This is a genomic window from Serratia sp. ASV30 (assembly GCF_016428815.1).
Taxonomy (GTDB): Bacteria; Pseudomonadota; Gammaproteobacteria; order Enterobacterales; family Enterobacteriaceae; genus Chania; species Chania fonticola_C.
In genome coordinates this window covers 18,339-43,636 of the sequence record NZ_JAELTL010000021.1, presented here as the reverse complement: position 1 = coordinate 43,636, position 25,298 = coordinate 18,339, and the positions used below count along the sequence as shown (strand labels likewise).

Sequence of the window (25,298 nt, the reverse complement as noted above, 5' to 3'; positions counted from 1 at the left end):
ATTTTGACCGTCTGGAGCCTAAAAGTAAAACCTATGGCATCATTGGTAGCGCATTGAGGGTAAGTTTCGGTAAAAATAGGACGTATCGCCCCTATTGCTTTACCATCACGGATGATTTGGCAAAAAAATAGCCTGTACAGGATCAATAAACATGCACCAGAAGGCAGATAATCTGGTCGAAGTACGCGGCATGAGCTTCTCTCGCGGCGATCGGCTGATATTCGAAGACATCAACCTGACGGTTCCCCGTGGCAAAGTGACGGCCATCATGGGGCCGTCCGGCATTGGTAAAACCACGCTGTTACGCCTGATTGGTGGCCAGTTGACCCCGGACTGTGGCGAGATCTGGTTTGATGGGGACAACATCCCGGCGCTGTCGCGCCATCAGCTGTATGAGTCACGCAAAAAGATGAGCATGCTGTTTCAGTCGGGAGCGCTGTTCACCGATCTGACGGTATTTGAGAACGTGGCCTACCCGTTGCGTGAGCACAGCCGCCTGCCAGAGCCAATCCTGCGCAGCACGGTGCTGATGAAACTGGAAGCCGTAGGGCTACGCGGCGCTGCAGATCTGATGCCGAACGAGCTTTCCGGCGGGATGGCCCGGCGAGCTGCCCTGGCGCGTGCCATCGCGCTGGATCCGACATTGATCATGTTCGACGAACCCTTCGTTGGCCAGGATCCGATCACCATGGGCGTGCTGGTCAAGCTGATCGATGAGCTGAATAACGCGCTCGGGATCACCTGCATCGTGGTATCCCATGATGTGCCAGAAGTCTTGAGTATCGCGGATTACGCCTATATTGTGGCGGATCACCATGTGATTGCCGAAGGCTCGGCAGCACAATTACAGAACAATCCTGATGCGCGAGTGCGTCAGTTTCTGGATGGTATTGCCGATGGGCCGGTACCATTCCGTTACCCGGCCGGTGATTATCAGACAGAGCTTTTAGGGGAAGGGAGTAAATAACCTCATGTTTTTAAAGGCGTTAGCGTCGTTAGGACGCCGTGGCATCAACACCAGCGCAGCCTTTGGACGCGCCGGGTTGATGCTGTTCCACGCGCTGATCGGGCGCCCGGAGCCGCGTAAACAATGGCCGCTGCTGCTCAAACAGCTCCACAGCGTGGGCGTTCAGTCGCTGCTGATCATCATGGTTTCCGGCTTGTTTATCGGCATGGTGTTGGGGCTGCAAGGTTACATCGTCCTCACCACCTACAGTGCCGAGGCGAGCCTGGGTATGATGGTGGCGTTGTCATTGCTGCGTGAGCTGGGGCCGGTAGTGACCGCTCTGCTGTTTGCTGGCCGCGCCGGTTCGGCTCTGACGGCCGAAATCGGTCTGATGAAGGCCACCGAGCAGATCTCCAGCCTGGAAATGATGGCGATCGATCCACTGCGGCGTATTGTTGCCCCACGTTTCTGGGCCGGCCTTATCAGCATGCCGTTGCTGACGATTATTTTCGTGGCCATCGGCATCTGGGGCGGCGCAATTGTCGGCGTGGACTGGAAAGGGATCGACAGCGGTTTCTTCTGGTCAGCGATGCAAGGGGCCGTTGAATGGCGTCAGGATTTACTTAACTGCCTGATCAAGAGCGTGGTGTTTGCCATAACCGTTAGCTGGATTGCGATCTTCAATGGTTACGATGCCGTACCGACCTCTGAAGGGATTAGTCAGGCAACGACAAGGACCGTGGTACATTCGTCACTGGCGGTGTTGGGATTGGATTTCGTGCTGACTGCACTGATGTTTGGGAACTGATTTGATGCAAACGAAGAAGAGTGAAATCTGGGTTGGGGCGTTTATGCTGATTGCGCTGTGCGCCATCATCTTCCTCTGCCTCCAGGTGGCCAATATTAAATCGATCGGTAATGAACCGACTTACCGTATCTACGCCACCTTCGATAATATCGGTGGTTTGAAAGCGCGTTCACCCGTGAAGATTGGTGGGGTGATGATTGGCCGTGTTGCGGCTATCTCGCTCGACCCGAAGACCTACACGCCACGAGTGGCGCTGGATATCCAGCAACAGTACAACCAGATCCCGGACACCAGCTCGCTGGCGATCCGCACCTCCGGCCTGCTGGGGGAACAGTATCTGGCGCTGAACGTCGGTTTTGAAGATCCTGAGATGGGCACGGCTATCCTTAAAGATGGTGGGACCATTCAGGACACTAAATCAGCCATGGTGCTGGAAGACTTGATCGGCCAGTTCTTGTACAAGAGCGGAGGTCAGGATAGCCCGAACTCACCGGATGCCGCTGCTGCACCTTCGGCACCGGATGCCGCTGCGCATTCCGCTACCACTCACTAATCGAGGAAACCTGCATGTTGAAACGTTTTTTAATGGTTGCCCTGCTGGTGGTTGCACCGCTAGCTAATGCGGTCGATCAGACTAACCCATACAGCCTGATGCAAGACGCTGCGCAGAAAACCTTCACCCGCCTGAAAAGCGAGCAGCCAAAAATCAAGCAGGATCCTAACTACCTGCGCACCATCGTGCATGAAGAGCTGATGCCGTTCGTGCAGGTGAAATATGCCGGTGCGTTGGTTCTGGGCCGTTACTACAAAGACGCTACGCCAGCCCAGCGTGAAGCTTACTTCACCGCCTTCCAGGCCTATCTGGAGCAGGCGTATGGCCAGGCGTTAGCCATGTATCAGGGCCAGACCTATCAGATCGAACCGGAACAGCCTCTGGGCAATGCTGATATCATCGCGATCCGCGTGACCATCATCGATAAAGGTGGCCGCCCGCCGGTGCGTCTGGACTTCCAATGGCGCAAGAACAGCAAAACCGGCCACTGGCAGGCGTATGACATGATCGCCGAAGGCGTCAGCATGATCACCACCAAGCAGAATGAGTGGGCATCGACTCTGCGCCTCAAAGGCGTAGACGGTTTGACCCAGCAGCTGCAAGCGGCCGCCAAACAGCCGATCACCCTGGATCAGAAAAACTGATGGCCGCAGCGCTGAGCTGGGTATCACAACAGCAAACGCTGGTACTGAGCGGTGAGCTGGATCGTGAGACATTATTGCCGCTGTGGCAGCAACGTGAGACGCTGTTGGCAGATAAAACCGTGATTGATGTGGCTCAACTGCAGCGCGTGGACTCTTCCGGTCTGGCCCTGCTGCTGCATTTACGTGAGCAACGGAGCCAGCAGGGAATTGAGATAAAAATTTCCGGCATTACCGATCGGTTGCAAACGCTGATCACGCTCTACAATTTGTCAGCAATAATGCCTGTCGAAACCGCTAGTTAGCCACATTTTTGGCTGTTCGGCCGGGAAAAATCAGTTAAAGGCCCCTGTTGCTCAGGGGCTTTTTCTTTGGTTTAAGAAAGCGGCGGATTCCACTAAGATAGACGCCAAGAAGTCGCCCCGGGTGACTATGATCCTTCGATGCAGAATTGGATACTATGGAAAATAGCGAAATTAAAGACGTGCTGATGAAGGCGCTGGCACTGGAAGAAGCGCATGTGACCGGCGATGGCAGCCATTTTCAGGTGATTGCCGTGGGTGAACTGTTCGCCACCATGAGCCGCGTCAAGAAACAGCAGGCCGTCTATGCGCCGCTGATGGAATACATCGCGGACAACCGCATTCATGCTTTGTCGATCAAGGCATATACCCCAGAAGAGTGGCAGCGGGATCGCAAACTCAACGGATTTTAAGGCTGTTTGCCCTGCGGGCAGGCAGCTCAGAACAGATAACAGAGAGTAGTTAAATGGATAAATTTCGTGTGCATGGCCGGACCCGTCTTAGCGGTGAAGTGACCATTTCCGGGGCGAAAAACGCCGCCCTGCCGATCCTGTTTGCCGCCTTGCTGGCGGAAGAGCCTGTCGAACTGCAAAATGTCCCGAAGCTGAAGGACATTGACACCACCATCAAACTGCTCAGCCAGTTGGGTACCAAGATCGAGCGCAATGGTTCGGTCTATGTTGATGCCAGCGGCGTGAATGAGTTTTGTGCTCCCTACGATCTGGTGAAAACCATGCGTGCCTCCATTTGGGCATTGGGGCCACTGGTAGCGCGCTTTGGTCGTGGCCAGGTATCGCTGCCAGGTGGTTGTGCCATCGGCGCACGTCCGGTTGATCTGCACATTACTGGCCTGGAGCAGCTAGGTGCTGAAATCAAACTGGAAGAGGGCTACGTCAAGGCCTCTGTGGAAGGGCGCCTGAAGGGTGCACATATCGTGATGGATAAGGTCAGCGTAGGTGCGACCGTCACCATCATGAGTGCTGCAACCCTGGCGACTGGCACGACCATCATCGAGAACGCGGCACGTGAGCCGGAAATCGTCGATACCGCCAACTTCCTCAACACGCTGGGTGCCAAAATCAGCGGCGCAGGCACGGACAGGATCACCATCGAAGGCGTTGAGCGCCTGGGTGGCGGGGTTTACCGTGTACTGCCAGACCGTATCGAAACCGGTACCTTCCTGGTTGCCGCTGCCGTTTCCGGTGGCAAGGTGCTGTGCCGCAATACTCGTCCAGATACGCTGGATGCGGTGTTGGCCAAACTGCGTGAAGCCGGGGCCGATATCGAAGTGGGTGAAGACTGGATCAGCCTGGACATGCATGGCAAACGCCCGAAAGCGGTAACCCTGCGTACGGCTCCACACCCTGGTTTCCCAACCGATATGCAGGCGCAGTTCAGCCTGTTGAACCTGGTTGCGGAAGGGACCGGTGTGATCACCGAGACGATCTTCGAAAACCGCTTTATGCACGTGCCTGAGCTGATCCGTATGGGCGCACACGCAGAAATCGAGAGCAACACCGTGATTTGCCACGGCGTAGAGCAGCTTTCTGGTGCACAGGTGATGGCGACCGATCTGCGTGCCTCTGCCAGCCTGGTATTGGCGGGTTGTATTGCCGAAGGCGTAACGGTGGTGGATCGTATTTATCACATCGACCGTGGCTACGAGCGCATCGAAGACAAACTGCGTGCGCTGGGTGCCAATATCGAACGTGTGAAAGGCGAGTAATCGACAGTTTTAGCCTGTTTGTGCGAATAAAGCCCGGCGAGCCGGGCTTTTTGCTGACTAATTATTATCTTCCGGGAACTCACCCACCGCCATATGCAGCGTAATACGTTGCCCATCGCGCAACACCACCACCGGGATCTCCGTCCCAGGGCGGATCTCCGCCACCTGGTCCATCGTCTCCAATACCGACACCGCCGGTTTATTATCGACGTTAATGATGATGTCATTAATATGGAACCCCGCATTGGCGGCCGGGCCGTTAGGGGTGATTTCGGTCACAATGATCCCCTGCAGGCGATCGATGCCGGTTGCCGAGGTACGCACCGGGATAATCTCTTTGCCCTGAATACCAAAGTAACCGCGGATCACCCGGCCATCGCGGATCAGCTTATCCATGATCTTGGTTGCCAGCTCTACCGGGATGGCAAAGCCCAGCCCCTCTGGCGTTTCACCATCGGTGATCTTGTCGTAGGTCAGCGTGTTGATGCCCATCAGCTCACCCAGGGAGTTAACCAGCGCACCGCCGGAGTTACCCCGGTTGATTGAAGCATCGGTTTGCAGGAAGGTTTGTCGCCCGGTGGTGCTCAGGCTGATACGCCCGGTGGCGCTGATAATGCCCTGGGTAACGGTTTGCCCAAGGTTGTACGGGTTACCGATCGCCAGCGCCACATCACCGATGCGAGCGGGGCGTGCGGTATTGATTGGGATCACTGGCAAATTGCCCGGATCGATTTTCAGTACGGCCAGGTCGGTCAGGCTATCGGAGCCGACCAGTAACGCCTCATAGCGGCGGCCATCTTGCAGTACGGCGGTGATCTGCTGGGCGTCTTTGATCACGTGGCGGTTGGTAATGATGTAGCCGCGATCGTTCATGATCACACCGGAACCTAGGGAGAGCACGTTGGTCGCGCCGCTGATGTTGCGGTTGTAAATGTTGACGACGGCAGGGGCAGCCCGGCGCACGCCGGTGTTATAGCTGGCCGGCGTTTGATCGCTGGTATTCTCAGATTTGCTGGCGAATATGTTATTGGCAGAACGCAATACGGGCAGGGCGGCCAGCAGTATACCGGCAACGACCAAACCAATAACAATAGAACGCAAGAGCTTAGCAAACATAGAGTTTTAGTTAGTGTTGAGGAAGATGAACGGAGGATAGCACGAGTTAACCGGGCGCAGTATGCTGGCGCGCCCGGTTTCGCAACAAATTAACGCAGCAACAGATAAATGTTTTCGTCGCCACGTACGATGTTCAACGCCATCACCGCCGGTTTAGCCTCAAGCAGTTTACGCAGTGCGTTGATGTTTTCAACGCGCTGACGGTTGACGCCGATGATCACATCCCCTTTCTGCAGGCCAAACTGCGCCGCCGGAGTGCCTTTATCCACCTTGTCGATCTTCACGCCTTTATCACCGTTTGGCAGCGCACCGTTGGTGAGGGAGGCACCTTGCAGCGCAGGCGACAGCGTTTCGGCATTGGTTGATACGCTTTCGCTGTTATCCAGGGTGACGGCAACGTCCATGGGTTTGCCTTCACGCAGCAGGCCTATTTTAACGGTCGTGCCCGGTGCGGTGGTGCCCACTTTGGCACGCAGCTCGGCAAAGCTGCTGATCGGCTTGCCATCCAGGGAGACCAGAATGTCACCGGCTTTGATCCCGGCTTTGGCTGCGGCGGATTTTGGCATCACTTCGCTGACGAAGGCCCCGCGCTGGGCATCCGTATTGAATGCTTTCGCCATATCGGCGGTCATTTCACTGCCTTTGATGCCCAGTAGGCCGCGCTTCACTTCACCAAACTCAATCAGCTGCTTGCTTAGGCTCTGTGCCATGTTACTTGGAATGGCGAAGCCGATACCGATGTTGCCGCCACCCGGTGCCAGGATTGCGGTGTTAATACCGATCAACTCACCGTTCAGGTTCACCAGCGCGCCGCCGGAGTTGCCACGGTTGATGGAGGCATCGGTCTGGATGAAGTTCTCCAACCCTTCCAGGCTCAGGCCGCTACGGCCCAGTGCGGAGATGATGCCGGAGGTTGCCGTCTGGCCAAGGCCGAACGGGTTACCGACGGCTACGGCGAAGTCACCAACGCGCAGTTTGTCGGAGTCGGCGATTTTTACCGCCGTCAGGTTTTTGACATCGCTGACCTGCAGCAGGGCAATGTCAGACTGCTCGTCACGGCCAATCAGCTTGGCGTCATATTCGCGGCCATCATTGAGCTGCACGCTGATCTTGTCGGCGTTGTTGATGACGTGATTGTTGGTGAGGATGTAACCCTTCGCCGCGTCGATAATCACACCGGAACCCAGCCCTTCAAACGGACGAGTGCTTTCTTTCGGTGTAGGCATGTTCGGGCCAAAGAAGAATTTAAACTGCTCTGGCAGCTGTGGCTGGCGTTGTACCTGGGTGCCTTCTACACGCACGCTAACTACGGCGGGCAGCACTTTTTCCAGCATCGGCGCCAGGCTTGGCAGCGACTCACCAGCAACGGCGGCAGGCATGGCTGCGTTGGCTGCCGGGACAGAGGCAAATGCCAGGCTAATGCTCATTGCTAATGCACTAAGAAATAAAGATCTTTTCTTCATTGGTTATAGCTCTCTCAAAATCTGCCGGTGAAATTTTTTACGATACTGCCATAGCAATACCATTTGTGCAGTCTAGGACAATGAATTTACGCGAAAAGTTCACTTAATCGTCAAGAGTAAGCATAGTCAGTGCGGGGAATTAGGGACGAACAAAGTGAACAACCCGTGGGAACACCCCACGGGTCAGTATAACGGGGATCAATTATCGCGTGGTGCGCCGCGCAGCAGGCCGGAGGCCCCTTCGGAATAGTCACGTGGCATTTCCACTGGCGCCTGATCGTTATCCGCTTCCGCTTCGGTCAGACGATAGCGGAACGGGTTGTCCTGCATCGGCAGATCCGGCAGCAGGTTATTGGAGCTTTTCGCCATATGTTGATACAGCTGGCGATAGTCGCGCGCCATGTTATCCAGCAGTTCGGCACTGCGGGCAAAATGGCCAACCAGCTCCTGACGGTACTCTTCAAGCTCGGTTTTGCTTTTATCCAGTTCCTTTTGCAGCACCTGTTGCTGACGTAATTTACCGTTACCAAAACGCATCGCTACCGCACCGATCACGATACCGACCACCAAACCAATCAGCGCATACTCCCAGGTCATGATGACTCCTATTTTGACTTCGTTGTTCCGCAGGGATTTTTCACTTAATAATATCCACTATAACCGTTAACCTTGTCCGAGTGGAATCCTGATAAGCCAATACCTGCAGTTTGCAGGGGTTTTCTTGGGGCATAACGCCGATAAATGTGGCGATCAGGGTGGGAAGCGGCCGCCATCCGCCGCGAAAATTGGATAAATAAATTCTCAGCGTTGTTAGGGATTGCGAATACATGCAGGCACAGTCACCGTTATCACGCTACCAGCAGGCGCTGGATGCGGGGGAATATCAGGCCGATGCGGTTCAGCGCCAGGCCGTCACGCAGTTGGATCAGATCTATCAGGCGTTGCAGCAGCTACAGGCTCCCGCTAACGCTGGCAAGCGCCGTAACCTGCTTAGCCGTTGGTTAGGTAAGAGTGAGGAAACCACCGCGCAGCGGCCGGTACAGGGGCTGTATATGTGGGGCGGCGTTGGCCGGGGTAAAACCTGGCTGATGGACCTGTTTTTCCACAGCCTGCCCGGCGATCGCAAACTGCGGCTGCACTTTCACCGCTTTATGCTGCGGGTGCACGAAGAGCTGACGGAGCTGCAAGGGCAGGAAAACCCGCTGGAGATCGTCGCGGACGGCTTCAAGGCGCAAACGGACGTACTGTGTTTTGACGAGTTCTTTGTCTCCGACATTACCGACGCCATGCTGCTGGCAACGCTGTTGCAGGCGCTGTTCGCTCGCGGTATTACGTTGGTGGCTACCTCTAACATTATTCCGGACAACCTGTATCGCAACGGGCTGCAACGCGCACGCTTCCTACCGGCGATCGATTTGATCAACGAGTATTGCGACGTGATGAACGTAGATGCGGGCATTGATTACCGGTTACGTACCCTGACGCAGGCCCATCTGTATCTGACTCCGCTCAATCAGCAAACGCAGAACACGATGGATCATATCTTCCTCAAGCTGGCGGGTCACGTCGGGGAAGAGGCTCCAGTGCTGCAAATCAATCACCGGCCAATGCCCACCTTGCGTGCGGTGGAAGGGGTATTGGCGATCGATTTTCATACTCTTTGCGAAGAGCCGCGTAGCCAACTGGATTACATCGCGTTGTCTCGCCTCTATCACAGCGTGATGCTGTATAATGTGCGCATTATGGGGCCACTGAAGGAAAACACCGCCCGCCGCTTCCTGGCGTTGGTGGACGAATTCTACGAGCGCCACGTCAAACTGGTGATCGCCGCCGAAGCTTCGATGTTCGAGATCTACCAGGGTGAACAGCTGAAGTTCGAGTTTCAGCGTTGCCTGTCCCGCCTGCAAGAGATGCAGAGCGAGGAGTATCTGAAGCTGCCTCATCTGCCGTAAACGACGTTCGGGCCTGGCTTCCAGGTCCAGTTTCGTCCCCGATTATCGCTGCCAAATCGGTCCCCCGTGCTAAATCCGTTTTCCCGCTAAAAACAGGTCGACCTTTGTGAGCGACTTCTCTATAATCTTGCGACCCCACGTTACAACAAAGTTTTTTTCCCAAAACTTTGTATAGTGCCGGCAATGGCTATTCGAAGGGGTAGGTTTGCTGGACTTGATGGTCGTGTGAGCCTCAACTGTTTTCGAGCGTTGGGTGAACACCTACGTGTAACTAAATTATTGGGTAAGCTTTCTAATGAAAACTTTTACAGCTAAACCAGAAACCGTAAAACGTGACTGGTATGTTGTTGATGCAGACGGTAAAACTTTAGGCCGTCTCGCTACTGAACTGGCTCGTCGTCTGCGCGGCAAGCATAAAGCGGAATACACCCCGCACGTTGATACCGGTGACTACATCATCGTTCTGAACGCAGAAAAAGTTGCTGTAACCGGCAACAAGCGTACAGACAAGGTGTATTACCACCACACCGGCCACATCGGTGGTATCAAGCAAGCGACCTTTGAAGAGATGATTGCCCGCCGTCCTGAGCGCGTGATTGAAATCGCGGTTAAAGGCATGCTGCCAAAGGGTCCGTTGGGTCGTGCAATGTTCCGTAAACTGAAAGTTTACGCGGGCACCGAGCACACTCACGCGGCACAGCAACCGCAAGTTCTTGACATCTAATCGGGATTATAGGCAATGGCTGAAAATCAATACTACGGCACTGGTCGCCGCAAAAGCTCCGCCGCTCGCGTTTTTATCAAGCCGGGCAGTGGTAACATCGTTATTAACCAGCGCAGCCTGGAACAGTACTTCGGTCGCGAAACTGCCCGCATGGTAGTTCGTCAACCGCTGGAACTGGTCGACATGGTTGGTAAACTGGATCTGTACATCACCGTTAAAGGTGGTGGTATTTCTGGTCAAGCTGGCGCTATCCGTCACGGTATCACCCGTGCACTGATGGAGTACGACGAGACTCTGCGTGGTGAATTGCGTAAAGCTGGCTTCGTCACTCGTGACGCGCGTAAAGTTGAGCGTAAGAAAGTCGGTCTGCGTAAAGCACGTCGCCGTCCGCAGTTCTCCAAGCGTTAATTTCTTCTGCTTCGGCAGGACGATTTACGCGAAAAACCCGCCTCTCCGGCGGGTTTTTTTATGCCTGCAATTAGATTAAACTTCATTTAAATCAGTTTGTTATGTGATAAATCAACGCATAACCACCACAAAACAGTCAAAATCTGGTAAACTATCATCCACTTTTGCGCCTGTTCGCCGTGCAGTGCTGTCAGTCTACCTCCGAGGCCGTTTTCCAGACCTAAGGTTTATCTGTGAGCTGCGGGCTTGCGGTCACGATTATTCAGGATAGCAGCCTGAGATACCCAATCAATTTCACGTCGCAGCCAGGCGGCAACAACGCAATGGCTCGTGGAGTGATGGGTATTTGGCTATTCGCCGTATTTTCTAGATAACTTGGAGGTTTTCATGGCTGTCGCTGCCAACAAACGTTCGGTAATGACGCTGTTCTCTGGCCCGACCGACATCTTTAGCCATCAAGTACGTATCGTACTGGCGGAAAAAGGCGTCAGCGTCGAGATCGAGCAGGTAGAACCCGATAATCTGCCGCAGGATCTGATCGACCTCAACCCATACCAAACGGTACCGACGCTGGTCGATCGCGAGCTGACGCTGTATGAATCCCGTATCATCATGGAATACCTTGATGAGCGTTTCCCTCACCCGCCGTTGATGCCGGTGTATCCGGTGGCACGTGGTGAAAGCCGTCTGATGATGCTGCGTATCGAGAGAAACTGGTACACGCTGATGTACAAAATCGAGCAGAGCAACGGCCAGGAAGCTGAATCAGCACGCCGTCAACTGCGCGAAGAGCTGCTGGCGATTGCGCCAATCTTCGGCCAGACCCCGTATTTCATGAGCGAAGAGTTCAGCCTGGTAGACTGCTACCTGGCCCCGCTGCTGTGGCGTTTGCCGCAACTGGGTATCGAACTGAGCGGTGCCGGCTCCAAAGAGCTGAAAGGCTACATGACCCGCGTCTTCGAGCGTGATGCATTCCTGGCCTCTCTGACCGAAGCCGAGCGCGAAATGCGCCTGCAGACTCGGGGCTAAGCATCATGGATATGTCTCAGATGACCCCGCGCCGTCCTTATCTTTTGCGGGCATTCTATGACTGGCTGTTGGATAACCAACTGACTCCGCATCTGGTCGTGGACGTAATGCGCCCAGACGTGCAGGTTCCGATGGAGTTTGCACGCGATGGTCAGATTGTGCTGAACATTGCTCCGCGTGCCGTAGGCAACCTGCAACTGGGCGATGACGAAGTGACCTTCAACGCACGCTTTGGTGGCGTTCCTCGTCAGGTGCTGGTGCCAATGGCGGCCGTGCTGGCGATTTATGCACGGGAGAACGGGGCCGGTACCCTGTTTGAACCGGAAGCCAAGTATGAAGATGAAGGGGCTTTCGAAGGGCTGGAAGAGGTGTCTAACCCTGCGGGTAGTCTGATGTCAGTGGTTGATAGCGATCGTCAGGATAGCGTTGAAGACGATAACGGCCCTGATGATGAACCGCCTCAGCCGCCACGCGGTGGTGGCCGTCCGGCGTTGCGTGTCGTGAAGTAAGCTACGGCAGGCAGGGAAAAAGGTGCAACTCAGGTTGTGCCTTTTTTATTGCCTGTAGACCGGCAAGTTGGGTATCCGGAAGGTAAAAGCAAAGGGCCGGCGTGCCGACCCTTTGGGAGAACGTAGAAGTGTAAATCACACTTCCAGATAACACATGATGCCTTCGGCAGCTTTGCGCCCTTCGGCAATCGCGGTAACCACCAGATCGGAACCGCGAACCGCATCGCCACCGGCGAAGATCTTCGGGTTGCTGGTCTGGAAAGCATTATCGACCGATTCCGGTGCCACGATGCGGCCCTGCTTGTCCAACTGCACGTCGTGCGCAGCCAACCAGTCCATCTGGTGCGGGCGGAAGCCAAAGGCCATCACCACCGCATCGGCGTCGATCACGTGCTCAGAGCCTGGCACCTGTTCGGCAACCTGGCGGCCATTGGCATCCGGGGCACCCAACTGAGTACGCACCATCTTGACGCCAGCGACGCGCCCCGCGCTGTTAAGCTCAATGCTCAGCGGCTGCAGGTTGAACTGGAACTCGACCCCTTCCTCACGCGCATTCTTCACTTCGCGTTTGGAACCCGGCATATTCGCTTCATCCCGGCGATAGGCACAGATGACCTGAGTCGCGCCTTGACGAACAGAGGTACGCACGCAGTCCATGGCGGTGTCACCACCACCCAGCACCACCACACGCTTGCCTTCCATGCTGACATACGGCTCGTGCTGTTCTGGCTGGTAGCCCATCAACTGCTTGGTATTGGCGATCAGGAACGGCAGCGCATCGTACACGCCTGGTGCGTCTTCGTTCTCCAATCCACCACGCATCGATTGGTAGGTACCTACGCCGAGGAACACCGCATCGTATTCGCTCAATAGTGCATCCATGGTGATGTCTTTACCGACTTCGGTATTGAGCTGGAACTCGATACCCATCTCGCTGAAGATGCTGCGGCGTTTTACCATCACCTCTTTTTCCAGCTTAAAGGCCGGGATACCGAAGGTCAGCAAACCGCCGATCTCCGGGTGACGATCGTAAACCACCGCTTTGACGCCGTTACGGGTCAACACGTCGGCACAGGCCAGGCCCGCCGGGCCAGCGCCAATAACGGCCACCCGCTTACCGGTTGGGTGCACGTGGGACATATCCGGCTTCCAGCCCATCTCGATGGCTTTATCGCTGATGTAACGCTCGATATTGCCGATGGTCACCGCGCCAAACTCATCGTTCAGGGTACAGGAACCTTCGCACAGGCGATCTTGCGGGCAAACGCGGCCACAGACTTCCGGCAGGCTGTTGGTCTGGTGTGCCAGATCCGCCGCCTCCATGATGCGGCCTTCATTCGCCAGCTTCAGCCAGTTCGGAATATAGTTGTGAACCGGGCATTTCCATTCGCAATAGGGGTTGCCGCAGGACAGGCAACGGTCGGCCTGTGATTTCGCCTGGGTTTCCGAAAAGGGTTCGTAGATTTCTACAAACTCAATTTTGCGGATCTTCAGCGGTTTCTTTGGCGGATCAACGCGCTGCAGGTCGATAAATTGATAAACGTTCTGACTCATTCAATGACCCCTTACTGCGCCTGAACCCGCAGCTCGGCTGCGGAACGACTACGGTGACCCAACAATGCTTTGACATCACTGGACTTCGGTTTGACCAGCGCAAACTTCGGCGCCCATACCGGCCAGTTAGCCAAGATCTCTTCTGCCCGCGATGAACCGGTCAACTGCACGTGTTCGGTGATCAAACCGCGCAGGTGCTCTTCATGGATCGCCAGTTGATCAACGTCCAGCACTTCCACCAGTTCCGGGTTGACGCGTTTGCGGAACTCGCCGTCTTCGTCCAGTACATAGGCGAAGCCGCCGGTCATGCCTGCACCAAAGTTGATGCCGGTCTTGCCCAATACGCAGACGATGCCACCGGTCATGTATTCACAGCCGTTATCACCAATGCCTTCAACTACGGTAATTGCCCCGGAGTTACGCACGGCGAAACGCTCACCGGCACGGCCTGCGGCGAACAGCTTGCCGCCGGTTGCGCCGTACAGGCAGGTGTTGCCGATGATGCTGGCCTCGTGGCTGCGGAAGGCAGAGCCCACCGGAGGACGCACGGCGATACGGCCACCGGCCATGCCTTTACCGACGTAGTCGTTGGCATCGCCGGTCAGGGTCAGCTCAACGCCGCCGGCATTCCACACGCCGAAGCTCTGGCCTGCGGTACCGGAGAAATGCGCCTTGATCGGATCGGCAGCCATCCCTTGGTCGCCATGCAGCGTGGCAATAGCCCCTGACAAGGTCGCGCCGACGGAACGATCGGTGTTACGGATATCGAAATAGAAGGTCTTGCTGTGCTTGGCCTCGATATGCGGTTGCGCCTGTGCCATCAGCTCCTTGTTCAGCACGCCCTGATCGAACGGCGGGTTGCTGCTTTCGGTGCAGTGCAGGGCTTTGCCCGCGTGTGGCGTGGCGGTTTTCAGCAACGGCGACAGATCCAGCTTGTTCTGCTTGGCGGAGATCCCGTCGAGCTCGGTCAGGAACTCGGTGCGGCCAATCAGATCGACCAGTTGGCTGACGCCCAGCGTAGCCATGATCTCGCGGGTTTCCCGAGCGATGAACTGGAAGTAGTTGGTCACGCGTTCTGGCAGGCCGTGATAGTGATCGCGGCGCAGTTTTTCATCTTGAGTTGCCACGCCGGTCGCGCAGTTGTTCAAGTGGCAGATACGCAGGTATTTACAGCCCAGTGCGACCATCGGGCCGGTGCCGAAGCCAAAGCTCTCTGCACCCAGAATGGCAGCCTTAACAATGTCGACGCCGGTTTTCAGGCCACCATCCACCTGTAGGCGGATTTTGTGGCGCAGGCCGTTGGCTACCAGCGCCTGCTGGGTTTCCACCAGACCAAGCTCCCACGGACAGCCAGCGTACTTAACCGATGACAGCGGGCTTGCGCCGGTACCACCGTCGTAACCGGCAATGGTGATCAGATCGGCATAGGCTTTCGCTACGCCGGTGGCAATGGTGCCCACGCCCGGCTCGGAAACCAGCTTCACCGAAATCATTGCCTTCGGGTTCACCTGTTTCAGATCGAAAATCAGCTGTGCCAAATCTTCAATCGAATAGATATCGTGATGTGGCGGAGGCGAGATCAGGGTAACACCCGGCACCGAATAACGCAGTTTGGCGATATACGGCGTGACCTTATCACCAGGCAACTGACCACCTTCACCCGGCTTGGCACCTTGGGCGACCTTTATCTGGATCACGTCGGCGTTCACCAGATAGGCTGGTGTCACACCGAAGCGGCCAGAGGCTACCTGCTTGATACGGGAAACCTTGTTGGTGCCGTAGCGCGCCGGATCTTCACCGCCTTCACCGGAGTTGGAGAAACCGCCCAGGCTGTTCATGGCAATCGCCAGCGACTCATGGGCTTCCGGGCTGAGTGCCCCGATGGACATGGCGGCGGTATCGAAACGTTTGAACAGCGATTCGGCCGGTTCAACCTGATCGACCGGGATTGGTGCGCCTTTCGGGGTGATCGCCAGCAGATCGCGCAGTGTGGCAATCGGGCGCTCGTTCACCAGCTTGGCATAAGCCTGGTAATCGCTGTATTCACCGCTGTGCACCGCTTTTTGCAGCGAGTTCACCACGTCTGGGTTATACGCATGGTATTCGCCGTTGTGGACGAACTTCAGCAGGCCACCTTGATCCAGTGGCTTGCGTTTCAGCCAGGCGCGTTTGGACAGGTTTTGCAGATCTTGCTGGAAGTCGCTGAAGCTGGCACCGCCGATGCGGCTGACCACACCCTGGAAACAGAGATCGGACAGGTCACGGTGCAGGCCGACGGCTTCAAACAGTTTGGAACAGCGGTAAGAGGCGATAGTCGAGATGCCCATTTTGGACATGATCTTGTACAGCCCTTTATTGATGCCGTTGCGGTAGTTGAGCATCACGTCGCGGTATTTCTTGTCGATCGCCTGGCTATCGACCAGCTTGGCCAGCGTTTCATAGGCCAGATACGGGTAGACAGCGGTAGCACCGAAGCCCAGCAACACGGCGAAGTGGTGCGGGTCGCGGGCGCTGGCGGTTTCAACGATGATGTTGGCATCGCAGCGCAGGTTCTTGTCCACCAGACGGGTCTGGATCGCCCCCACCGCCATTGGCGCGGGTACTGGCAGACGCTGGTTGCTGATGGCACGGTCGGACAGTACCAGCAACACTGCGCCGTCACGGACTTTACGTTCCGCTTCGTCGCACAGGGCATGGATGGTCTGCTCCAGATCCTGCTCCGCTGGATCGAAGGTCAGATCGAGAGTGTCGGCACGATAATATTCGCCTTCCAGCGTAGTGAGCTGCTTGAAGTCTGAATACAGCAGGATTGGCGATTTGAAGCTCAGGCGGTGGGCCTGGCCTTCGGCTTCGCAGAATACGTTCATCTCCCGGCCGATGCTGGTAGCCAGAGACATCACGTGGGCTTCACGCAGCGGATCGATCGGCGGGTTGGTGACCTGAGCGAACTGCTGGCGGAAATAGTCATAAATGATGCGCGGACGGCTGGAAAGCACGGCGAACGGGGTGTCATCCCCCATCGAACCGGTAGCTTCCTGGCCGATCTCGCCCAGTACGCGGATCACCTGGTCCAGCTCTTCGCTGCTGTAGCCGAACTGCTTTTGGTAGGTTTCCAGTGTGGCGTCATCCAGCTCGCGGCTGCCCACCTGATCTTCCGGCAGGTCTTCGAACGGCACCAGACGTTTGACGTTCTTCTCCATCCACTCTTTATACGGGTGGCGGCTTTTCAGATCGTTGTCGGTTTCGGCGGAGTGCAGGATCTTGCCGCTGCGGGTGTCGATCACCATCAGCTCGCCTGGCCCGACGCGGCCTTTTTCGATGACTTCATCCGGCTGGTAATCCCAGATGCCGACTTCCGAGGCGCAGGTGATCAGTTTGTCTTTGGTGATGACGTAGCGCGCTGGACGCAGACCGTTACGGTCCAGGTTACAGGCGGCGTAGCGGCCATCGGACATCACGATGCCTGCCGGGCCGTCCCACGGCTCCATGTGCATCGAGTTGAAGTCAAAGAAGGCGCGCAGATCGGTGTCCATATCCGGGTTGTTCTGCCAGGCCGGTGGCACCAGCAAACGCATGGCACGGATCAGATCCATACCGCCTGCCAGCAACAGTTCCAGCATGTTATCCAGCGAACTGGAGTCGGAGCCGGTTTCGTTAACGAAAGGCGCAGCGGCTTGCAAATCAGGGATCAGCGGGGTCTGGAACTTGTAGGTACGAGCACGTGCCCACTGGCGGTTACCGGTGATGGTGTTGATCTCACCGTTGTGCGCCAGATAGCGGAACGGCTGTGCCAAAGGCCAGCGCGGCACGGTATTGGTTGAGAAGCGCTGGTGGAACAGGCAGATGGCGGATTCCAGCCGCAGATCGGCCAGATCCAGATAGAAGCGTGGCAGATCGGCTGGCATGCACAGACCTTTGTAGATCGTCACCAGGTTGGAGAAACTGCACACATAGAAGCTGTCGTCCTGGACGCGCTTCTCGATACGGCGGCGGGCCACAAACAGGCGGCGCTCCATATCACGTGGACGCCAGCCCGCAGGGGCGTTCACGAAAATCTGTTCAATACGCGGCAGGGAAGAGAGGGCGATTTCACCCAGAACGTCCGGGTTGGTAGGAACTTCGCGCCAGCCGACGATCGACAGCGTTTCGTTCTGCAGCTCTTCTTCAACAATGCGGCGGCTGGCACGGGCTTCCTCTTCGTTCTGGCTGAGGAACATCATGCCAACGGCGTAGTTCTTGGCTAAACGCCAGCCGCGCTCTTCCGCCACCATGCGGAAAAAGCGATCGGGCTTTTGCAATAACAGGCCGCAACCGTCGCCAGTCTTGCCGTCAGCAAGAATTGCACCACGGTGTTGCATACGGGCCAGTGCGTGAATAGCGGTCCTCACCACTTTGTGGCTAGGTTCGCCTTCTATGTGGGCGATCAGGCCGAAACCACAGTTGTCCCTCTCATGGGATTTATCGTACAGCATATCAGTGAACCTCCCCAGGCTCTGTGTGACTCTTACAACCCACTGCGAAGGGCCTGCTCAATTTCAGGCAGAAGTCCAATCAGCAAGGTTAATATCGCCAATCTGCTTTTCCGCCCTCCATCAATGGCCTCTCGTGACGGTTCTCACAAGTGGTAAATGACTTGTTTTAAGAGGGAGTCTTAAATTACTGCATAATTATGACGAGACGTTTGCCCGTCCAGAAAGCTTCCAGCGGACCTCCAACTTAGCGAGAAAGAATACGCAGGTCAAATATGGGCTTAACAGGGATTTTGATGGCTTGCATGAGGTTTATGATGATGAAAAATAAGTTTTTTCAGACCTTTTTGGTGCGATGGAAAGGCAGGGGAAGTGCCGCAAAAATGTGAGCTGTCTCACTATAGTGCAATGCCTGAATCTCTGCACCATGCTAGTGCTGGCGGCAATGCCAGAATTTTATTCTGGTAAATTTACATTTATTGTTGTTTATAACTATTTTTCATCGCTTTGTCATAAAGCTGTTAATAGCGCACTGAGGATTAGAAACTTTCATCGAGATAAAAATGATTTTATTTGCACTAATAATGAATAGTTATGCCTACGGCGGCCTTTGGGGAAAAGCGTTGATCCCTGTCATCGCGGGAAAAGCCGTTTCTTAATAGCATAACGGCCTTCAAACACAGAGAGACACCAAGATTATGCAGTTGCCGCAATTAGTCAATATGTTTGGTAGCGATCTTCAGCGCCGTTATGGGGAGAAGATCCACAAACTCACGCTGCACGGTGGGTTTAGCTGCCCAAACCGCGACGGCACGCTGGGGCGCGGCGGCTGTACTTTCTGCAACGTGGCCTCTTTTGCCGATGAGCAGATGCAGCAGCAAAGCATTGCGGAGCAACTGGCCATTCAGGCGCAGAAAGTTAACCGGGCCAAGCGCTATCTGGCCTATTTCCAGGCCTATACCAGCACCTATGCCGAAGTCGAACTGTTAGCCAACATGTACCGACAGGCGCTGACGCAGGCTGAGATGGTGGGTATCTGTGTCGGCACCCGGCCAGACTGCGTGCCAGAGGCGGCGCTCGATCTGCTGGCAGGCTACCGTGAGCAGGGCTTCGAGGTGTGGCTGGAGCTGGGGCTGCAAACGGCGCACGATAAAACGCTAAAGCGTATCAACCGTGGCCACAATTTCTCCTGTTACCAGCAGACCAGCCGCCTGGCGCGGGAACGCGGCCTGAAGGTATGCAGCCACCTGATCGTTGGCCTGCCTGGAGAGACTCATCAACACCATTTGGCCACGCTGCAAGCGGTGGCTGAGAGCGGGGTAGACGGCATCAAGCTGCACCCGCTGCATATCGTCACCGGTAGCACCATGGCACGAGCCTGGCAGGCGGGGCGTTTGCCTGAGCTGTCGCTGGAGGATTACGCATTCAGCGCCGGGGAAATGATCCGCCATACGCCGAAGGAGATTATCTACCACCGCATCTCGGCCAGCGCCCGTCGGCCCACCCTGTTGGCACCATTATGGTGCGAAAACCGTTGGAACGGCATGCAGGCCGTCGGCGGCTATCTTCAGCGGCATGGTGGCCAGGGTTCGGCTTTGGCCGCAGACCGGCAATACCTGCCTTAAAACCCCGTTCTCAGGTTGCGAATTGCAACCATTCCCACAGTTCACAGTAAGGTTTCTTATCTTAACCGCATTTTACGGTATGATTTGAGAGATTATGTCTGTTGGGAATGGCTCATGAAGCAAATCCGGGTGTTAGCCCAGTACTACGTTGATTTGATGGTAAAACTGGGGCTGGTGCGCTTTTCACTGTTGCTGGCTTCAGCGCTGGTGATACTGGCGATGGTGGTGCAGATGGCGGTCACCATGCTGCTGCGTGGTGAAGTGGAAAGCATCGACGTGGTGCGCTCCATTTTCTTCGGCCTGCTGATCACGCCGTGGGCGGTTTACTTCCTTTCGGTGGTGGTGGAGCAACTGGAGGAGTCGCGTCAGCGCCTGGCTCGGCTGGTGGATAAGCTTGAGGAGATGCGCAATCGCGATCTCGCGCTGAACCAGCAGATGCAAGAGAACATCAGCCAGCTCAATCAGGAAATTGCCGACCGTATCAAGGCGGAACAAGATCGCCAACAGGTGATGGATAAGCTGACCGAAGAGATGGAGCAGCGCGAACAGGCACAGGTAGAATTGGGCCAACAATCGGCATTGCTACGCTCTTTCCTTGATGCCTCCCCCGATCTGGTTTACTACCGCAACGAAGAAAAAGAGTTTTCCGGCTGCAACCGGGCGATGGAGTTGCTGACCGGCAAGAGTGAAAAACAGCTGATTGGCCTGACCCCCTTTGATGTCTACAGCAAAGAGATCGCCGAAAAAGTCATCGAAACCGATGAGAAAGTCTTCCGCCACAACGTCTCCCTGACCTATGAACAATGGCTGGTGTACCCAGACGGTCGCAAGGCCTGTTTCGAACTGCGCAAGGTGCCGTTTTACGACCGCGTGGGCAAACGTCACGGGCTGATGGGCTTTGGCCGCGATATAACCGAGCGTAAGCGCTACCAGGACGCGCTGGAGAATGCCAGCAGGGAGAAGACTACCTTTATCTCAACGATCAGCCACGAGCTGCGTACGCCGCTTAATGGCATCGTCGGCCTGAGCCGTATTCTGCTCGATACCGAACTGAACGATGAACAATTGAAGTATTTGAAAACCATCCACGTCAGCGCTATCACCCTGGGTAATATTTTCAACGACATCATTGAGATGGATAAACTCGAGCGGCGTAAGGTCCAGTTGGACAATCAGCCGGTCGACTTTACTGGCTTCCTGGCGGATCTGGAGAACCTCTCTGGCCTGCTGGTGCAGCCGAAAGGGCTGCAGTTCGTGATGGAGCCCGAGTTACCGCTACCGGAGAAAATCATTACGGACGGCACGCGCCTGCGGCAGATCCTGTGGAACCTGATCGGCAACGCGGTGAAATTCACCCAGCAAGGTCAGATCGTGGTGCGCGTCAGGCGCGAAGAGCAGGAACAGATCGTGTTTGAGGTTGAAGACTCAGGCATGGGGATCCCGCAGGATGAGCAAGACAAGATTTTCGCCATGTATTATCAGGTCAAAGACCAGAACGGCGGGCGTCCGGCGACCGGCACCGGCATCGGTCTGGCGGTCTCCAAACGGCTGGCGCAGAGTATGGGCGGAGATATCACGGTAAACAGCGTGCAAGGGCACGGTTCTTGCTTCACCTTGACCATCAAGGCGCCTGCGGTGGAGGAAGTGGTCAATGAGGTCCAGACGGTGGAAGAAATGCCGCTACCGGCGTTGCATATCCTGCTGGTGGAAGATATCGAACTGAACGTGATCGTGGCCCGTTCGGTGTTGGAGAAGCTGGGCAACAGCGTTGCGGTAGCGATGAACGGCCGCGATGCGTTAGCCATGTTCGACCCGGACGAATTCGACCTGGCCCTGTTGGATATCCAATTGCCGGACATGAGCGGGCTGGATATCGCCCGTGAGCTGCGCGAGCGTTATGCGGGGCGCTCACTGCCGCCGTTGATTGCGTTGACAGCTAATGTACTGAAAGACAAGAAAGAGTATCTTGAAGCGGGCATGGACGATGTACTGAGTAAGCCGTTGTCGGTACCGGCCTTGACCAAGATGATCAAACATTACTGGGATCATCAACCCCAACATACCACAAAGAAAACGGAGCAAAAGTCGATGCAGATTAATGAATCGTTATTGGATACCGCAATGCTGGAGCAGTACATGGATCTGGTGGGGCCGCAGCTGATCCATCAGAGTCTGGCAATGTTTGAACAGGTGATGCCGGGGTATCTGGCGGTGCTGGATTCCAACATGACCGCGAAGGATGAGAAAGGGATCACCGAAGAAGGGCACAAAATCAAGGGTGCCGCTGGCTCCGTCGGACTAAAACATCTGCAACAGCTGGCCCAGCAGATCCAGACGCCAACGTTACCAGCCTGGCAAGACAACGTGCAGGAGTGGGTCGATGAGCTGAAGCAAGAATGGCGCAATGATGTGGCGGTGCTGCGAGCTTGGGTAGAGAACGCTGAAAAAAAATGACCCCAGCCGAGGCCGGGGTGCGCGAATATTGCGCCAACACCAGGGAAATCATTAACCTGCGTATTGGTTTTTAGCGTTCTGGTAGAGCAGGTGGTACAAAATTCGTATACATCATACAGCGAACAACATAGCAAATGTAAGCGCTCTTGTTAGAAGAATCATTAAAATATGTGATGTAGTTAGTATTTGTCGCCTCTGGGCCTGCCTTTACCGGCGGTCCTGGCTGGGAGAATGTCGATGAAACAGGTCGCTGTAGTGCTGAGTGGTTGTGGTGTTTATGACGGGGCAGAAATCCATGAGGCGGTGCTCACCTTGCTGGCTCTGGATCGTGCCGGTGCGCAAGCGGTTTGCTTTGCACCGGATAAGGCACAACTGCATGTTATTAATCATTTATCCGGCGAAGAAATGCCAGAAAGTCGCAACGTTTTGCTGGAGTCGGCACGCATCGCTCGTGGCAAAATTCAGGCGCTTTCGCTGGCCGATGCCGAGCAGTTGGATGCCCTGATTGTGCCCGGTGGATTTGGTGCGGCGAAGAATTTGAGCAGCTTTGCCACGCAAGGTGCGGAATGTTCAGTTGATCCCGATTTGTCTAAGCTTATTCGAGAAATGCATAAGAAAAACAAACCAATGGGTTTTATGTGCATTGCGCCAACGCTGTTGCCGAAAGTTTTCGATCAACCGTTGCGATTGACCATTGGTAACGATCCCGATCTGGGGGAAGTGATTGATGCCATGGGCGGTGAGCCGGTGATCTGTCCGGTAGATGACATCGTGGTTGATATTGAAAATAAGGTTGTCACGACCCCGGCCTACATGTTGGCCCAGTCGATCGGCGAGGCGGCGCAGGGAATTGATAAGCTGGTGTCACGAGTGCTGGATCTGGTGGAATGATAAGGTTTTCTCGTAAATCGTGGATTGTTCGCCTGTGGTTTTGGTTTAAACGAGGCGTTCTTGCGGTTATTGGCCTGTGGCTGGCGGGGATCATTTTGTTTGCTTTTCTGCCGGTGCCGTTTTCTGCGGTGATGGTGGAGCGGCAGCTCGGTGCTTGGCTGAGCGGGGATTTCGGCTATGTGGCGCATTCCGACTGGGTAGCGATGGATGATATTGCCCCCTCGATGGCGCTGGCAGTGATGGCGGCAGAAGATCAGAAATTCCCCGACCACTGGGGGTTCGACGTGGCGGCCATTGAAAAGGCCATCAGCCACAACGAAAAGCGGCCAACGCGCATCCGCGGTGCTTCTACCCTTTCTCAGCAAACGGCAAAGAACCTGTTTTTGTGGGACGGGCGTAGCTGGGTGCGCAAAGGGTTGGAAGTTGGGCTAACGGCGGGTATTGAGCTGGTTTGGACCAAGCGGCGAATTTTGACGGTGTACCTGAATATCGTCGAGTTTGGTGACGGCATCTTCGGCGTGGAAGCGGCGGCTCAGCACTTTTTCCACAAGCCGGCAAGCCGCCTGACGGCATCTGAAGCTGCCCTGCTGGCGGCAGTGCTGCCTAATCCACATCGTTTCAAGGCCGGTGCTCCTTCGGGGTATGTAACCCAGCGCCAACAGTGGATTATGCGTCAGATGCGCCAGTTGGGTGGGGAAGGATTTCTCCAGGCGAACGATCTTAAGTGATGGCCCCTCACCCCAACTCTCTCCCATAGGGAGAGGGAGCTGAACGGAGCGCGTGCTTGCTCCGTGCGGCTTCGGAAAGTCGAGCTTAGGAAGAAAGATAGGACATGACTCGGAAGAATCAATGAACTCGATCGGTCCCCTCTCCCTGAGGGAGAGGGTTAGGGTGAGGGCAGCTGACAACGCCGATCTCATCCCGGTTCGCGAGATTATTTAACGTAGGTAAACGCCGTTGTCACGTGCTTCACGCCGCTAACCTGGCTGGCAATCTGCGCCGCAGACTGGCCTTCCTGCTGTGTCACCAAACCTAACAAGAACACTTCGCCATTTTCGGTTGTGACCTTCACGTTCGAGGATTTGACGGTATCGCTGGTGAGGATCTGCGAACGTACCTTGGTGGTGATCCAGGTATCGGAAGAGGCGGTACCCAGACTGACCGGCGTGCCCTGGCGGATCTCGTTATACACCTCAACGGCACCATCGACGCCAAGTGCGATCTGCTTCGCCCGGCTGGCGAGCTCGGTGGTAGGAGCCTGGCCGGTCAGCAGCACTTTGCCCTGATAGGCGGTGGCTACGACACGGGCTTCTTTCTTCAGTTGCTGATCTTTGCTGATGGCATTTTCGACCCGGGCTTCCAACGTGCCGTCATCGACCTGTGTGCCTACGGTACGTGGATCGGTTGCCGTTTTGGTGGCAACCGCGGCGCTGCCAACGACAACGCCCGCGACGCAACCCTGCAGCAGTAGGGCGCTGAACAGCACTGCAAATGTGGCTCTTAGCTTCATCTCGGTTCCTCTAATCGTCCTGGTGGGGGAACAATGTGTTATCAATCAGGTCGCATAGGCAATTGACGGTAAGCATATGCATCTCCTGAATGCGTGCACTGCGGTGAGAGGGGATACGTATCTCCACATCCTGCTGGCCAAGTAAACCCGCCAGCTCTCCGCCATCGTAGCCGGTAAGCGCAACAATGGTCATATCACGCGTTACCGCAGCTTCGACCGCTTTCACAATATCACGGCTATTGCCGCGGGTGGAAATCGCTAGCAGCACGTCACCGGCGTGGCCGAGTGCTCGCACCTGTTTGGCATACATTTCATCATGCAAACGATCGTTGCCGATGGCGGTCAGCACCACGTTATCGGCGTTTAGCGCGATCGCGGGCAGGCTAGGGCGTTCGGTTTCAAAGCGGTTGATCATGCAGGCAGCAAAATGCTGAGCGTTAGCCGCCGAGGTGCCGTTGCCACAGCACAGGATCTTGTTGCCGTTCAATAACGATTGAACCAGGGTCATCGCGGCACGGGATATCGCGTCAGGTAAGGCTTCCGCCGCCGCAATCTGGGTTTGGATACTCTCGGTAAAACAGACTTTGATTCTATCCAGCACGTTGTTTTAATCCACTA

Annotated in this window: 23 protein-coding genes; 16 read left to right on the top strand and 7 right to left on the bottom strand. The window is 55.6% G+C overall.

The features are described from left to right. The first annotated feature begins 151 nt into the window (after window positions 1-151). From mlaF to murA, 7 genes are all read left to right on the top strand, one after another. Window positions 152-967 (top strand): phospholipid ABC transporter ATP-binding protein MlaF, encoded by an 816-nt coding sequence (gene mlaF, locus JHD74_RS11735; protein WP_024530621.1) that lies wholly within the window; start codon window positions 152-154, stop codon window positions 965-967. A 4-nt stretch (window positions 968-971) separates the two neighbouring features. Further along, on the top strand, window positions 972-1,754 hold the full coding sequence (gene mlaE / locus JHD74_RS11730; RefSeq protein ID WP_021180693.1) for a lipid asymmetry maintenance ABC transporter permease subunit MlaE: 783 nt from the start codon (window positions 972-974) through the stop codon (window positions 1,752-1,754). A 4-nt stretch (window positions 1,755-1,758) separates the two neighbouring features. Further along, window positions 1,759-2,307 (top strand): outer membrane lipid asymmetry maintenance protein MlaD, encoded by a 549-nt coding sequence (mlaD, locus tag JHD74_RS11725; RefSeq protein WP_024530622.1) that lies wholly within the window; start codon window positions 1,759-1,761, stop codon window positions 2,305-2,307. 14 nt (window positions 2,308-2,321) lie between these two features. Continuing rightward, complete coding sequence (gene mlaC, locus JHD74_RS11720) at window positions 2,322-2,951, top strand: phospholipid-binding protein MlaC (RefSeq protein ID WP_024530623.1); 630 nt, start codon at window positions 2,322-2,324, stop codon at window positions 2,949-2,951. Beyond that, window positions 2,951-3,253: a lipid asymmetry maintenance protein MlaB gene (gene mlaB, locus JHD74_RS11715; RefSeq protein WP_024530624.1), complete on the top strand. Its 303-nt coding sequence runs from the start codon at window positions 2,951-2,953 to the stop codon at window positions 3,251-3,253. Before mlaC ends, mlaB begins: the two co-directional genes overlap by 1 nt. Window positions 3,254-3,408: 155 nt before the next feature. Then, window positions 3,409-3,663, top strand: coding sequence for a BolA family iron metabolism protein IbaG (gene ibaG / locus JHD74_RS11710; RefSeq protein ID WP_021180689.1), 255 nt, complete (start codon window positions 3,409-3,411; stop codon window positions 3,661-3,663). Window positions 3,664-3,716: 53 nt separating this feature from the next. Then, window positions 3,717-4,976: a UDP-N-acetylglucosamine 1-carboxyvinyltransferase gene (gene murA / locus JHD74_RS11705; RefSeq protein WP_021180688.1), complete on the top strand. Its 1,260-nt coding sequence runs from the start codon at window positions 3,717-3,719 to the stop codon at window positions 4,974-4,976. 57 nt (window positions 4,977-5,033) lie between these two features. Here murA and degS read toward each other — a convergent pair whose 3' ends face one another. The 3 genes from degS to zapG form a co-directional block, all read right to left on the bottom strand. Further along, on the bottom strand, window positions 5,034-6,092 hold the full coding sequence (gene degS, locus JHD74_RS11700) for an outer membrane-stress sensor serine endopeptidase DegS (protein WP_199062757.1): 1,059 nt from the start codon (window positions 6,090-6,092) through the stop codon (window positions 5,034-5,036). Between the two features lie 89 nt (window positions 6,093-6,181). Then, window positions 6,182-7,555 (bottom strand): serine endoprotease DegQ, encoded by a 1,374-nt coding sequence (gene degQ, locus JHD74_RS11695; RefSeq protein ID WP_024530626.1) that lies wholly within the window; start codon window positions 7,553-7,555, stop codon window positions 6,182-6,184. Between the two features lie 198 nt (window positions 7,556-7,753). Next, the gene (gene zapG / locus JHD74_RS11690; RefSeq protein WP_199062756.1) at window positions 7,754-8,152 is read right to left on the bottom strand and encodes a Z-ring associated protein ZapG; all 399 of its coding nucleotides are present in this window, start codon (window positions 8,150-8,152) and stop codon (window positions 7,754-7,756) included. A 230-nt stretch (window positions 8,153-8,382) separates the two neighbouring features. Between zapG and zapE the strand changes: the two genes are divergently transcribed. The 5 genes from zapE to sspB all read left to right on the top strand — a co-directional run bounded on the left by zapE (window position 8,383) and on the right by sspB (window position 12,177). After that, on the top strand, window positions 8,383-9,507 hold the full coding sequence (gene zapE, locus JHD74_RS11685) for a cell division protein ZapE (RefSeq protein WP_199062755.1): 1,125 nt from the start codon (window positions 8,383-8,385) through the stop codon (window positions 9,505-9,507). 295 nt (window positions 9,508-9,802) lie between these two features. Next, window positions 9,803-10,231, top strand: a complete 429-nt coding sequence (gene rplM / locus JHD74_RS11680) for a 50S ribosomal protein L13 (protein ID WP_021180678.1) — start codon at window positions 9,803-9,805, stop codon at window positions 10,229-10,231. 15 nt (window positions 10,232-10,246) lie between these two features. Beyond that, on the top strand, window positions 10,247-10,639 hold the full coding sequence (gene rpsI / locus JHD74_RS11675) for a 30S ribosomal protein S9 (RefSeq protein ID WP_024530629.1): 393 nt from the start codon (window positions 10,247-10,249) through the stop codon (window positions 10,637-10,639). A gap of 387 nt (window positions 10,640-11,026) precedes the next feature. Further along, the gene (gene sspA, locus JHD74_RS11670; protein ID WP_024483694.1) at window positions 11,027-11,668 is read left to right on the top strand and encodes a stringent starvation protein SspA; all 642 of its coding nucleotides are present in this window, start codon (window positions 11,027-11,029) and stop codon (window positions 11,666-11,668) included. A 5-nt stretch (window positions 11,669-11,673) separates the two neighbouring features. After that, window positions 11,674-12,177 carry a ClpXP protease specificity-enhancing factor gene (gene sspB, locus JHD74_RS11665; RefSeq protein WP_074031535.1) on the top strand — a complete coding sequence of 168 codons (504 nt, stop codon included), beginning with the start codon at window positions 11,674-11,676 and terminating at the stop codon, window positions 12,175-12,177. 135 nt (window positions 12,178-12,312) lie between these two features. Here sspB and JHD74_RS11660 read toward each other — a convergent pair whose 3' ends face one another. After that, window positions 12,313-13,731: a glutamate synthase small subunit gene (locus JHD74_RS11660; protein ID WP_199062754.1), complete on the bottom strand. Its 1,419-nt coding sequence runs from the start codon at window positions 13,729-13,731 to the stop codon at window positions 12,313-12,315. Between the two features lie 11 nt (window positions 13,732-13,742). Beyond that, complete coding sequence (gltB, locus tag JHD74_RS11655; RefSeq protein WP_024530632.1) at window positions 13,743-18,203, bottom strand: glutamate synthase large subunit; 4,461 nt, start codon at window positions 18,201-18,203, stop codon at window positions 13,743-13,745. A gap of 695 nt (window positions 18,204-18,898) precedes the next feature. On the opposite strand from gltB, the gene JHD74_RS11650 reads away from it, so the two are divergent. From JHD74_RS11650 to mtgA, 4 genes are all read left to right on the top strand, one after another. Further along, window positions 18,899-19,825 (top strand): TIGR01212 family radical SAM protein, encoded by a 927-nt coding sequence (locus tag JHD74_RS11650; RefSeq protein ID WP_199062753.1) that lies wholly within the window; start codon window positions 18,899-18,901, stop codon window positions 19,823-19,825. Between the two features lie 114 nt (window positions 19,826-19,939). Continuing rightward, window positions 19,940-22,279 carry an aerobic respiration two-component sensor histidine kinase ArcB gene (gene arcB, locus JHD74_RS11645; protein WP_065684735.1) on the top strand — a complete coding sequence of 780 codons (2,340 nt, stop codon included), beginning with the start codon at window positions 19,940-19,942 and terminating at the stop codon, window positions 22,277-22,279. A gap of 237 nt (window positions 22,280-22,516) precedes the next feature. Then, window positions 22,517-23,170 carry an isoprenoid biosynthesis glyoxalase ElbB gene (gene elbB, locus JHD74_RS11640; RefSeq protein WP_024530635.1) on the top strand — a complete coding sequence of 218 codons (654 nt, stop codon included), beginning with the start codon at window positions 22,517-22,519 and terminating at the stop codon, window positions 23,168-23,170. After that, entirely contained in the window at window positions 23,167-23,898 is a 732-nt protein-coding gene (gene mtgA / locus JHD74_RS11635) for a monofunctional biosynthetic peptidoglycan transglycosylase (protein ID WP_029711779.1), read from the top strand. Before elbB ends, mtgA begins: the two co-directional genes overlap by 4 nt. Before the next feature lie 206 nt (window positions 23,899-24,104). On the opposite strand, the gene dolP is transcribed toward mtgA, so the two are convergent. After that, window positions 24,105-24,680, bottom strand: coding sequence for a division/outer membrane stress-associated lipid-binding lipoprotein (dolP, locus tag JHD74_RS11630; protein WP_024528159.1), 576 nt, complete (start codon window positions 24,678-24,680; stop codon window positions 24,105-24,107). Window positions 24,681-24,690: 10 nt separating this feature from the next. After that, window positions 24,691-25,281 carry a DnaA initiator-associating protein DiaA gene (gene diaA, locus JHD74_RS11625; protein ID WP_025120033.1) on the bottom strand — a complete coding sequence of 197 codons (591 nt, stop codon included), beginning with the start codon at window positions 25,279-25,281 and terminating at the stop codon, window positions 24,691-24,693. Between the last annotated feature and the right edge of the window lie 17 nt (window positions 25,282-25,298).

Excerpts from the sequence above, each read along its gene's own strand:
- mlaF (WP_024530621.1), top strand. The coding sequence starts at position 152 with ATGCACCAGAAGGCAGATAATCTGGTCGAAGTACGCGGCATGAGCTTC.
- mlaE (WP_021180693.1), top strand. The coding sequence starts at position 972 with ATGTTTTTAAAGGCGTTAGCGTCGTTAGGACGCCGTGGCATCAACACC.
- mlaD (WP_024530622.1), top strand. The coding sequence starts at position 1,759 with ATGCAAACGAAGAAGAGTGAAATCTGGGTTGGGGCGTTTATGCTGATT.
- mlaC (WP_024530623.1), top strand. The coding sequence starts at position 2,322 with ATGTTGAAACGTTTTTTAATGGTTGCCCTGCTGGTGGTTGCACCGCTA.
- mlaB (WP_024530624.1), top strand. The coding sequence starts at position 2,951 with ATGGCCGCAGCGCTGAGCTGGGTATCACAACAGCAAACGCTGGTACTG.
- ibaG (WP_021180689.1), top strand. The coding sequence starts at position 3,409 with ATGGAAAATAGCGAAATTAAAGACGTGCTGATGAAGGCGCTGGCACTG.
- murA (WP_021180688.1), top strand. The coding sequence starts at position 3,717 with ATGGATAAATTTCGTGTGCATGGCCGGACCCGTCTTAGCGGTGAAGTG.
- degS (WP_199062757.1), bottom strand. The coding sequence starts at position 6,092 with ATGTTTGCTAAGCTCTTGCGTTCTATTGTTATTGGTTTGGTCGTTGCC.
- degQ (WP_024530626.1), bottom strand. The coding sequence starts at position 7,555 with ATGAAGAAAAGATCTTTATTTCTTAGTGCATTAGCAATGAGCATTAGC.
- zapG (WP_199062756.1), bottom strand. The coding sequence starts at position 8,152 with ATGACCTGGGAGTATGCGCTGATTGGTTTGGTGGTCGGTATCGTGATC.
- zapE (WP_199062755.1), top strand. The coding sequence starts at position 8,383 with ATGCAGGCACAGTCACCGTTATCACGCTACCAGCAGGCGCTGGATGCG.
- rplM (WP_021180678.1), top strand. The coding sequence starts at position 9,803 with ATGAAAACTTTTACAGCTAAACCAGAAACCGTAAAACGTGACTGGTAT.
- rpsI (WP_024530629.1), top strand. The coding sequence starts at position 10,247 with ATGGCTGAAAATCAATACTACGGCACTGGTCGCCGCAAAAGCTCCGCC.
- sspA (WP_024483694.1), top strand. The coding sequence starts at position 11,027 with ATGGCTGTCGCTGCCAACAAACGTTCGGTAATGACGCTGTTCTCTGGC.
- sspB (WP_074031535.1), top strand. The coding sequence starts at position 11,674 with ATGGATATGTCTCAGATGACCCCGCGCCGTCCTTATCTTTTGCGGGCA.
- JHD74_RS11660 (WP_199062754.1), bottom strand. The coding sequence starts at position 13,731 with ATGAGTCAGAACGTTTATCAATTTATCGACCTGCAGCGCGTTGATCCG.
- gltB (WP_024530632.1), bottom strand. The coding sequence starts at position 18,203 with ATGCTGTACGATAAATCCCATGAGAGGGACAACTGTGGTTTCGGCCTG.
- JHD74_RS11650 (WP_199062753.1), top strand. The coding sequence starts at position 18,899 with ATGCAGTTGCCGCAATTAGTCAATATGTTTGGTAGCGATCTTCAGCGC.
- arcB (WP_065684735.1), top strand. The coding sequence starts at position 19,940 with ATGAAGCAAATCCGGGTGTTAGCCCAGTACTACGTTGATTTGATGGTA.
- elbB (WP_024530635.1), top strand. The coding sequence starts at position 22,517 with ATGAAACAGGTCGCTGTAGTGCTGAGTGGTTGTGGTGTTTATGACGGG.
- mtgA (WP_029711779.1), top strand. The coding sequence starts at position 23,167 with ATGATAAGGTTTTCTCGTAAATCGTGGATTGTTCGCCTGTGGTTTTGG.
- dolP (WP_024528159.1), bottom strand. The coding sequence starts at position 24,680 with ATGAAGCTAAGAGCCACATTTGCAGTGCTGTTCAGCGCCCTACTGCTG.